This is a genomic window from Halomonas sp. 72, assembly GCF_052379785.1.
Taxonomy (GTDB): Bacteria; Pseudomonadota; Gammaproteobacteria; order Pseudomonadales; family Halomonadaceae; genus Vreelandella; species Vreelandella citrativorans.
Map to the genome: position 1 here is coordinate 53,000 of NZ_JBQSYY010000022.1, position 10,778 is coordinate 63,777.

The window sequence follows — 10,778 nt, forward strand, 5'->3', positions numbered from 1 at the left end:
CCACAGGTCAGTCTTTCGATGCCGACTATTACGTCTCTCACACCGTCGACACTTAGCCAACTGGGGCATCAGTTCGGCATCGATTACTTACACGCTTATCAAGGGCATGATCATCCCATTGCGCTGGGTAGCGTTAGCGACTTACCACTGCCCCCAGGGCTGCATATCACACTCTCCGATCTTGAAGTACGCCAACGCTACGCCTCACGTTCCACGCAGACAGTGCCCTGGTTTCTAAGTATTGTTTTGGAAGGCTGGATTGACATCGCCCAAGGCCAGAAGCGGCTGACTATAGGCGCGGGGCAGGGGCTTTGCGCGCACTTTACCCCGCAGGCGCCGTTGATCGTTGAACAACCGGCACAGCCACGGCTGCGTACTCTCAATATTGCGGTACTGGCCACTATTCCTAATGCGTTGCCTAGCGCTCAAGCGCCTCAGCTGCATGCCTGGGCGCCACCTTCCACACTCTTTGCTCAGCTACGCGCCACCTGCGAAGCGCCACTGGACGACTGGCGGCATTCATTAGTCTGGCAGGGGCTTGCCCTCCAGCTTCTTGGGCACGGCTTACCCGCGCCGCCTGCCAGAGAGGGTAAACCTGCACGAGGCATCAAAGCCCGCGAACGCGAACAGCTTGCTCAATTACATGCCGAGCTGCGCAATAACCCAATGACCGATTACTGCCTGAGCGGCCTGGCTCGTCGTGCGGCGATGAGCTCCAGCAGCTTGCGCCAGAAATTTAGTGCACTTTACGGCTGCTCAATTTTTGATCACTTACGCCACTGTCGGCTTCAACAAGCCTATAGCCACTTGGAAAAAGGCTATAGTGTTCAACAGACAGCGCATGCCTGTGGCTATCGCCATGCCACCAATTTTACAACGGCTTTCAAACGCCACTTCGGTGTTGCGCCAACAGAAGTGAGCAGCAGGGCCAGAACACATTAAGCGCATCATCAACACTGGCATCACGCATAGCTGATTTGGCATATTGCATAGCTCAACAGATCCTTAAAAAGCAATAATTCTCATTACTATAACCGGTAGAGAATTATTGTCATGCTTATGCTCCCGCACCGCTTTTCCTATCGCCACCTTGCGCTGTCCATTGCCTTGGCAGGCGGCTCGGTATCTGCCGCCTACGCCCAAGCATCACCGGATGCTGCTCATCAATTAACGACAGTCACGGTCACTGCTCAGCAGGCTGCCACCAAGGTAGAAACACCCTTTATCGAGACGCCACAAAGTGTGTCAACCATTACCCAGAAGCAGATGGAAGAGCGTGGCGTAACGACCGTCCAGCGCGCAACCGACTACACGCCAGGCGTTTACTCCAATCAGGTGGGCGCTTCAAACCGCTTCGACTATTTAGTGTTGCGCGGCTTTTCCGATGGCAGCTTAAGCAATACGTTTCTGGATGGCCTGAAAGTGATGGGCGATGCCAACTCCCACAGTTCGATGCGTATCGACCCCTGGTTTTTGGAAAGCATCGAAGTCGTTCGCGGACCTGCCTCCGTGCTCTATGGCCGCGCCTCTCCGGGCGGCATGGTAGCGCTGAACAGCAAGCGTCCTGAGTTTGAGCAAGGCGGCGAGCTGCGCTTGCGAGTGGGCAACAATAACCAGCGTAGCGCTGCGTTCGATCTCACCGGGCCGATTGACGAGCAGCAGCGCATAGCATTTCGCTTAACGGGTATTGCCAGCGGTGCGGACACCCAGTTCGGGTCCGCCGAAGAGCAGCGCTACGCCATCGCACCACGCCTGACATGGGACATGACCGACGACACCAGCCTAACGGTTGAAGCCTACCTGCAGGATGAACCTGAAGGCGGCTATCACTCCGGCGTGCCTTATGAAGGTGCCGTAACACCCCGCAATGGGCGTAAAATCAGCAATAATTTCTTTGACGGAGAAGAAGATTACGACGCCTACGAGCGCACCCAGCGTATGTTCGGCTACTCGCTTGAGCACCGCTTTAATGACCAGGTCACTGGCCGTCAGATGCTGCGTTACCTGAATTCGGACGTAGTACTCAATCAGGTATATGGCTTTGGCTGGACATCGCCCACTTCCAATGAGTTAACCCGCTATTACTCCGGCAGCGACGAGTCCCTTGAAGCATGGACCATCGACAATCAGCTTGAAGCTCGATTTGATAGCGCTGCTATGGCGCATACACTGCTCTTTGGCGTGGACTACCAGCAGCGCGAAAACAACGTGTCATGGCCTTCCGGTGCCTTCCAGCCCATTAACGCCTTTGAGCCCGTTTATGGCGATGATCCCGTCGCATTTTATGCCCCTACTCGGGAACAACATAACATTGAACAGACCGGTGTTTATCTACAGGACCAAATTGCGCTTAATAACTGGCGCTTCACGCTGGGCGGACGCTATGACTGGGTAAGCATTGATAACACGAACAAGGATACCGACGCTTCAAGCTCACTAAACGATACTCAGCTTAGCGGCCGTGCGGGCGTGGTGTATCTATTCGATAACGGCGTAGCGCCTTACTTGAGTTACTCCACCGCGTTTACGCCCACAAGCTTTGTGGATGAAAGCGGCGATTTGCTCTCGCCCATGGAAGGCGAGCAGTGGGAAACCGGGGTGAAGTACCAACCCAGCGGTAGCGCCAACCAGTACAGCGCGGCCATTTTCCATATCAGCCAGGAAAACGTAGCCACCAAAGAGCAGCCCTCTGACCCTTACCGCGCCGTGGGTGAAATTGAATCCCAAGGACTTGAGCTGGAAGCCCAGACCCAACTGACCGAAACGCTCTCGCTTCAGGCAGGCTATAGCTTTACCGATATTACCTACGCTAAAAGTGACGACGGCAACCAGGGCAACAATGCGATTTACTCGCCCCGGCACCAGCTACAGGCATGGGGACATTATGAAGCGAACAGCGGCTGGCTAAACGGCGTGGATGTAGGCGTTGGTGTGAGGCATTACGCGGATATCGCCGCAGACCGCGCAAATACCGAAAGCGTACCCGACTACACGCTGGTCGATGCCACCATCGGCTACGACCTCAGCCATGTGGGCGTTAACGACGTCGAAACCCGCCTTAACGTCAACAACGTACTGGATAAATCCTACGTAGCGTCATGCAACTCGCTGGATTACTGCTACTTTGGCGCTGAGCGCGGGATTACAGCAAGCGTTCACTACCGTTTCTAAACACTTAAGAGAGCCGCTGAGCCCCGTCGCCCTGTTTAACCACACGTCGTCGGGGTTTAGCTAACGACAAGCCTGCACGGCGTTGCAAGCAAGAAAGATTATCGTTTAAATAAAGCTCTTCTTTCAAAATGGCTCTTTCTCATGCGCCGTACCGTGACGCTTTTTTTCGCCCGAGCCGCGCTTCTGCTCACCAGCCTGCTAGCATTTACCAGCGCCCATGCCCAGTTTGCCACGGTGGATTGGACCATTGCCGAGACGTTGGTGGCTATCGACGCGCCGATCAGCGGCGTGGCCCAACAGAAGGACTACTACGACTGGGTCGGCGAGCCGCGACTTCCAGAAGGTGTGGCCGACCTTGGGCTGCGCACCCAGCCCAATTTTGAATTGTTGGCCCAGCTGGCTCCCGAGCAGATATTGATCTCGCCGATGTTTGCTGCACTCACGCCTCGTCTGGAGCGCATCGCACCGGTAACCTCCATTCCGCTTTACTCTCCCGGCGCCGATACCTGGCAGGAAATCCAGGCATTAACGCGCCAACTGGGTGAGCTCACCGAGCGACAGCCCCAGGCAGAACAGTTAATTGCCGACACACAGACGCTAATGGCATCACTACGTGAAGCGCAACCTGACACCGCACCGCTATTGATGGTGCAGTTTATGGATGCACGCCATGTGCGGATCTTCGGGGATAACAGCCTTTACAATGCGGTGCTTGAGCAGCTTGGCCTGGACAATGCCTGGGACCAACCCACCAACGCCTGGGGGTTCGCCTTAGCAGGTATCGAAGTGCTTGCCCGCTATTCAGAAGCGACGCTGGTAATTGTTGACCCGGTGCCCATGGGCGTAGAAGAAGAGCTGGCAGAAAGTGGCCTGTGGCAACAGCTGCCCGTTGTGCAAAGCGGCAACTTTTTGCGCCTGCCACCCGTATGGAGCTTTGGCGCACTGCCCTCAGCCCAGCGCTTTGCCCGTGTGTTGGCTACCGCCCTGGATGACTTTTCCCGCCACAACCAGCCCACTCCTTAGAAATGACGTTCGCACTTCGCGTCATATTCCCGCCAAAATCATAACGCTGAAAACCCTGCCTGCTATCAAAGTTTTCTTAGTTGCGTTAAGTTAACCGCTAACGTCAAGTAGAATTAGGAAATAAGCGAGGAAGCGGAATGACCTTAGCCATTGTGGCCACGCGTGCGGGCGTGGGCCTGGATGCACCAGCCGTCCATGTAGAAGTACATCTTGCCAACGGCTTACCGGGGCTTACGCTGGTTGGGTTACCCGAAACAGCAGTCAAGGAAAGTCGTGAACGCGTGCGTAGCGCATTGGTTAATGCCGGGTTTGATTTTCCCAACACCCGGCGCATTACGCTCAACCTGGCGCCTGCGGACCTTCCCAAGGAGGGAGGCCGGTTCGATTTGCCCATCGCACTCGGCATTCTTGCGGCCTCAGGCCAGATTCCAGTAGACGCGCTAGAAGGCATGGAGTGCGCGGGCGAATTGGCGCTGGACGGCAAGCTGCGCGCCGTACCCGGTATGCTTCCTTTCGCGCTGGCAACGCGCCGGGCCGGAAACGCTCTGATCATTCCTCGCGCCTGCGCCGACGAGGCCGCACTAGCCGGTGACTTACCGGTACTACCAGCGGATACGCTTTGGCAGGTCGTTGCTCACCTACTTGGGCAGGAGAAAATCCTGCCCCACCGCCTACCCGCCTCAGTAAAAACCACCACGCCAATGGCCGATTTAGCCGATGTACGCGGCCAGCAACAGGCGCGTCGCGCGCTGGAAGTCGCCGCGGCGGGAGGCCACAATTTATTGTTCGCAGGCCCGCCTGGCACGGGTAAAACCATGCTGGCCAGCCGCCTGCCGGGCATTCTACCGCCGCTTTCAGAAGAAGACGCCTTGGCGGTCGCCGCCGTGCGCTCGGTATGTGGGCTGTCGCTGGATGCTGACTGGGGCAAGCGCCCATTTCGCCAACCGCATCATAGCGCCAGCGCCGCTGCGCTGGTGGGCGGTGGCTGTGAATTACATTAATAAAAACGACTAAACAAAAAACTGCACGACTGGCATACTGCACTTAAGAAAAAAATAGGTGCTAATATTTGCATGGCTAGTCGAAATCTAATCACTAATTTTGAAGAATTTCCTCACGATGGTCGCCACTGGATGATACGGTGGGTAGATGGGTACCAATCGCATGAGGGACGAACATCAACCCCCTCTGTTGGCGTCAAGCTTTGTCCAGTAAGCTCGAACCCAAACAAACAAGAAATCTGCAAGCCTGCCAGCCTGAGTGAAGAGATCCTGGTACGCGCACATACGGGAATAGTTCCAGAGCTTGTTTTAGGTACCATATACAAAAATGGGCGCCTAATTGGTCGCGCTAATGCTCAAACTATTAATATTAATGCAGATTTAACAGATAACAGTTCTAGAATTGTTAAAGCAAACGATATCATGCCTGAAAGGCCAAGTTGGTGGAAAGATGAATTCCCATACCGTTGGATAGGGCAGTCAGAATACAATCTTGGAAAAGACTTTTCTAACAGCTACTGCGTTGTAATTCAGCAAGCACAAAGTACCTATATAATCCCTTGCCACGAAGTTTTTAGGGCCCTCATGGCACCCTCTTCTGAGTTCGCACTAGCATTAACAACGGGGCCATGGGCAACAACTAGGGAAAGAATTGTTAATATACAAAAAACTGGAACAATTTCCGATGACGAATGGTTGGTAATTTTAAGAAAGAGAATTAAGGATAAGTTTGCTGATAATGCAGCGAATCTCACTATTTCTGAACATGGCATTCAAGCAGCTAATGCTATTTATGCTAATGCCTTAAGGGCTACTGGTGAGTCTTATATATATGCAGGCATTCCTTTTCTAGTTAACAATTTTAAATTTTCTGTACGTGCAGTTCAAATACAATCAGAACCTAACAAATATCTTTGCTTGGAGATAATCTCAGCAACGTGGCCTTTTAGTAACTTGACAATCCACCATGGTCGCGACAATAGTGGCGAGACAGGCAAAGACACTATAGATTCAGATAAAGATAAGCCTTGGCCAAATGGCAGTCAGAACAACAGCAGCCCAAATGATGATTTAGCGATTTCTTCTAAAGAAGATCCTGCAGCGAATTCTGGGCTTGATGAAATCAGCTCTTTAGGGGTTGCTTGGAAAAACAAACCAGAATTAAAAAAAATTGAAAAAGAGGTTAGTTATAAATACCTTACAGGAAAAGTAACGCCTATTGAAAATCAATTTTTCAAGTATGGCACTTCTGGATTACCGACGCATGGAAATACAGAAACAAAGGAGGTTTCTGCGGAACAGGTCGGCCAAACAAACATGCCTTATAGGTTTTTGCAGTTAAAGAAAATGTTGAATCTGCTTCGCAATAAAAAAATAATAAGTAATCTTTTCTGCTATCAGCCACAAGAAGGCGGTCTGTTTAGAGATAACATTCTGACTTGGCCATTACCCAAAAGAGTTATAGACGAGTATCAAAAAAAACACAGAAGGGACAAATGGACCACGTTAACACTTTCAAAACATAGAAGCGTTTTAGTTTATCATTTTGACTACAGCGGAAGTAGAGTATTTCTTCTTGAAATTGAATGTAGAGAAAATGAGGGTGGGTACTGTGCGTTACTGCTTGAGATAACAGAAGAAAACCATCAAGCGACTATCAAAAAAGTTATAAACCACATAGCATTTTTCCGTGGAAATTTAAAAGGAGCTGAAAGTAAAATTCGAGCTTCTTCGGGTGTTTTAGATATGAAAACATGGGTACACGCATATAATAAAAAGCAAGATAGCAGTTCATCTATAAAGCCACTTAACCATGTAAGCTTCACCAAAGCTTTAAGAACGCTCACAGGCGAATAAAGACTAAAGTAATTTAAAATATATAAGCTAGGTGAAACGTACCGAAAGACGTCATCCAGAGGGCGGTTTTTGTAAGAGGCTACTTTAGCAGCCCTTCCGAAAGCCGCAATTCATGCTAAACAGCATTGCCCTCTTGCACCTTCAAACAATCCTGCCAGATTCACTATGCGACGATTTGGTCAGCCTCTGCGTGCCAGAAGAGACAGATATCCAGCGAAGCTATGTGGGATGCATCGACTCAACACGAATCGCCAAACAGGCACTACAGAGCGGGCGAGGAGTACTAGATCTTGTACGCGAAGAAGGGCTTTTAGACGACGCTACGCTGAGTGAAATTCAGCGTCCCGCGAACATGATTGCTTCGAGACAAGCAACACGAGTTACGCCGGTCAGCGGGTAACTTCCTTGTTTCGATAAGAGTAAGTGACCTGCCTAGATTTAAACCTTCAAGTGGCAGGTCACAGTAAGGTTATAATTACTTTACAAAAAAGTTAATGACCTATCTAGCCCAACAAGCCCTTAAGCGCTTCTTGTGCAGCATTATTTTCGTGCCCCACAAAAAAAGGATTATCTTTTATAACAGCGTTTTTCGCTAGATTGAGTGGTTGGAATGGATCTGAGGTAATATCAATCTGATAGTCCCTCAGAGATCTACCAAACTTACCCAGTGCAATGCATGTGACAGAATTAGCGCCTGCTTTACGCAAAAGTGCGGCGGCTACACCGAAAGACACCCCATGAGTAGTACAGTCATCTACCACTATGACATTACGCCCGGTGAGGTTACCGCGATATTTAGGGTTTAAATGAATAGTTTCTATCTGTTCGGTGGGATCAAGTCGATCTGTTCTTGAACCAGCTGACGACCGCTTAGTTGATGGTTTATGACGCACAAACAAGGGCTCTCCCTTTCTCGCCATACGAACTTTTGATACAGTTGTCCTTAAGCGATGCGTAAAATCGCTGAGTACCTCGCTATCACTGTTATCGCTAGCTGACGAAGGAAACACTCCCCAAAAAAGCTTTGGAAACGAGTCAACACCCTGAGTTAGCAGAGATCTCGCAACCATTGCAAGTAAGGCATTCAATCGAGGCCCCCCTTGTTTTATAGTACTAGTTAGATGCGCGCGAAATTGTTTTTGATCAAAGTCTTTTCCGAAAGTAGATAGATCTGAAAGAGCATGTACAGAATACGAAGCGCCTTGGCCATTGAACCACCACTTGCCATCCCACTCCGAAGTTAATCGAAGGGTTTCCTTAAGAGAACGTGCACAATCCACTTGAATACCGAGCTCAGACACTCTTGGGTCATTTGACCAACCGGCTGCAACCATAACCGCTTTACCATTCTTACCCATGGCAATGTCAGCTTGCGATCCAACTAGCACTAAGACATCTTGCGGCGCGATTTTTAGCTTTTCGGCAGTTCTTTTAATAATCCCTCCATTTTGCCGTCCTAGCTCTTGCTTAAATATTACACCGGTTTCGGCAAATAACTCATCAAACCAACCCGGTTTGGCGTTATTTGAGACAATCCCAACCTTATGATTATTTTGAGCTGCTTCTATCAAAACCTGTGCAATAGAGGGATCGGGGTCACCATTAATTAGCAGCGCACTGGGAGAGGTTACTATCAACATAGGCTTCTTTTCATATTGTTAAAGTGACTAGGAACTACCTAAATTTCTAAATTCTGTTGCACTGGTTCGGTCGCGATATCTTCTGATTGCTCGGAATCCACTTGCAATGAGGAGGTATCCAAATCCAGTAGCGCTATAAGCTGCTCGGTTTCTCTAGGTATCTCAAACGATGTTGCGCCACGTGCACGCTCCGAAAAAACCATTTCTGGTCGGGCTTTTGCTGTTCCTGGCAGGAATATATTGACCACTTTTCTTTGGTATTTTGAAGCATATTCAACAGTGTGAGCTGTGCCGCTCTTTATTTTCCATTCAACTGGAATAACAAACTCAGAAAGGCCTGCCTGGATTCGATTTCGCCTCACAAAGTTCTCACCAGAATAAGATTGATGTGGCAGGTATTCTGTTATGACTGCCCCGCCATTCATCAAAATTTTCTCACGGATCTCTTGAGAGCCTTTGGGGTAATCAAGGAATATTCCATTTCCTAAAACCGCCACTGTGGGCAAGCCATACCTGAGAGACTCCTGATGAGCAACTTGGTCGATGCCAAAAGCGAGGCCAGATACTACCGTTCTCTCTGAATGTGCAAGTGTTGCGACAACGTAGCGAGCCAAGAACTCACCATCCTTTGAAGGCTTACGAGTGCCCACAACAGCAATTGGACGATTATAAAGGGTTCGAATATCCCCTTGGATAAATAGCCAGCGCGGCCCATCTTCAATTTCTTTAAGCCTGCCTGGGAACTCCTCCTGATCCCGAAAGACTAGCCGTGCTCTATATTTGGCCAGTTCCCTGGCTAGCTGAAGGCCAGCCTCCCAGACTCTATGCTGCCACTCTTCAGGACTTTCACCGTCCAGCAAAAGTGATACCTTCAGCTCTTTTTCAAGAACAGAAATCGGTGAATTTTTGAGAAAGTCTTTGAACCCTTTCCCGGGCAACATCAGACGAAATAGCGTCCAGTACCCAACACCTTTGATAGTCGATAGCGCAAGAAAAGCTACGACTTCATTACGCCAAAAATTGGCACCACGATCCATGCCTTACATTCCCAGTTAGCCGCTTTTTTCGTTATCCATAGTAGAGACTACTTGAATTCGGGTTCGCGCAGAAGAACCTGCCTACGCCAGTCGTACCTTTCACGTCACTTTTTCTTATTAAGCACGTACTGAAGGTCATTCCACTGCAATTTAGAACTTTTGTATTCTTGGCAATGCCAGTAATGACCCTAGCCCATAAGCCCCCATGGGTGACAGATATTAGCAATATTGTTAAATGACGAAGGCAGCTTCATGCCTACAACAATACGGCCTAGTTAGTTCATGTTACCCAGGCCAAGAAGGCGCATCCGGTAGTGACAATGGCCTTTGATCAAGGCCCGCCCTGACTCTTTTTTACGACACATCTTGCTCAAAAATGTCCAACAGCCTCGCGCTAAAAGCGCTTTATTGGCCACTTCAGAGCAGATCATGATTAGAGTTTGCTTCCGACGTCGTCACGAAAATAATCCTCTGATGCAACTAGGCCAAATGTGCTGTTCGGCTCGTTAGCCTCTATCCCAACCTCCTCACTGAATAAATTTTGTATACGTCGCTCCTGTTTTAGGTACGCAACTGTGCCAAAAAAGCAACTCTCACAGAGATGTAGTTCGTAGCGCTCGCCATCGTGCTTAGCCCCGTATCCCCAATGAGCTTGGAGCGTCGCAAATTCAAGCCCAACATTCGCTACCCGAGTGGAGCATAGGCATACATCGCACATCACATCGGTGACGGAATCGATTTCCACCTTTTCAATAATTTTCATTTTGATTCTCCTACATTATTCAATCATCTATCTCCCAGGCCCAATAATCTGAAGAATTGAATGATCCGGTTACACCATTGGCTGCCACTAGATCATGATGGAACCCCAATGAGGGTGGTAGTCGCTATTTCGTACAGCACCCGGTTAGGCCTAACAGGATTCACTAAGCCTTTCATCGCCGCCTATTACGCTGAACGCTTCCGCTATCAGAATACGCTCAGAAACGGCTTGCGAATGAATGAAAATAATGACACTTTCCCTTGAAACACTAAGAAATAGTAGGGAA

At 49.7% G+C, this 10,778-nt stretch carries 8 protein-coding genes and 1 pseudogene; 6 read left to right on the top strand and 3 right to left on the bottom strand.

Annotation, left to right across the window (positions count from 1 at the left end; translation table 11 throughout):
* Nucleotides 1–18 precede the first annotated feature (18 nt).
* The 6 genes and pseudogenes from ACT3T6_RS15850 (at nucleotide 19) to ACT3T6_RS15875 (ending at nucleotide 7,452) form a co-directional block, all read left to right on the top strand.
* Nucleotides 19–942, top strand: coding sequence for a helix-turn-helix transcriptional regulator (locus ACT3T6_RS15850; protein WP_193054104.1), 924 nt, complete (start codon nucleotides 19–21; stop codon nucleotides 940–942).
* A 111-nt stretch (nucleotides 943–1,053) separates the two neighbouring features.
* On the top strand, nucleotides 1,054–3,171 hold the full coding sequence (locus ACT3T6_RS15855; RefSeq protein WP_193054105.1) for a TonB-dependent siderophore receptor: 2,118 nt from the start codon (nucleotides 1,054–1,056) through the stop codon (nucleotides 3,169–3,171).
* 141 nt (nucleotides 3,172–3,312) lie between these two features.
* Entirely contained in the window at nucleotides 3,313–4,194 is an 882-nt protein-coding gene (locus tag ACT3T6_RS15860) for an ABC transporter substrate-binding protein (protein WP_193054106.1), read from the top strand.
* A gap of 137 nt (nucleotides 4,195–4,331) precedes the next feature.
* Nucleotides 4,332–5,180, top strand: a pseudogene (locus ACT3T6_RS15865) (YifB family Mg chelatase-like AAA ATPase); the annotation flags it as partial.
* An 87-nt stretch (nucleotides 5,181–5,267) separates the two neighbouring features.
* Complete coding sequence (locus tag ACT3T6_RS15870; RefSeq protein WP_096277126.1) at nucleotides 5,268–7,052, top strand: hypothetical protein; 1,785 nt, start codon at nucleotides 5,268–5,270, stop codon at nucleotides 7,050–7,052.
* A 112-nt stretch (nucleotides 7,053–7,164) separates the two neighbouring features.
* Complete coding sequence (locus ACT3T6_RS15875; protein ID WP_096277124.1) at nucleotides 7,165–7,452, top strand: hypothetical protein; 288 nt, start codon at nucleotides 7,165–7,167, stop codon at nucleotides 7,450–7,452.
* Nucleotides 7,453–7,555: 103 nt separating this feature from the next.
* On the opposite strand, the gene ACT3T6_RS15880 is transcribed toward ACT3T6_RS15875, so the two are convergent.
* The 3 genes from ACT3T6_RS15880 to ACT3T6_RS15890 all read right to left on the bottom strand — a co-directional run bounded on the left by ACT3T6_RS15880 (nucleotide 7,556) and on the right by ACT3T6_RS15890 (nucleotide 10,492).
* The gene (locus ACT3T6_RS15880; RefSeq protein ID WP_192526916.1) at nucleotides 7,556–8,692 is read right to left on the bottom strand and encodes a hypothetical protein; all 1,137 of its coding nucleotides are present in this window, start codon (nucleotides 8,690–8,692) and stop codon (nucleotides 7,556–7,558) included.
* A gap of 38 nt (nucleotides 8,693–8,730) precedes the next feature.
* On the bottom strand, nucleotides 8,731–9,729 hold the full coding sequence (locus ACT3T6_RS15885; protein ID WP_086961193.1) for a DNA-processing protein DprA: 999 nt from the start codon (nucleotides 9,727–9,729) through the stop codon (nucleotides 8,731–8,733).
* Between the two features lie 433 nt (nucleotides 9,730–10,162).
* Nucleotides 10,163–10,492, bottom strand: a complete 330-nt coding sequence (locus tag ACT3T6_RS15890; RefSeq protein WP_086961195.1) for a hypothetical protein — start codon at nucleotides 10,490–10,492, stop codon at nucleotides 10,163–10,165.
* Between the last annotated feature and the right edge of the window lie 286 nt (nucleotides 10,493–10,778).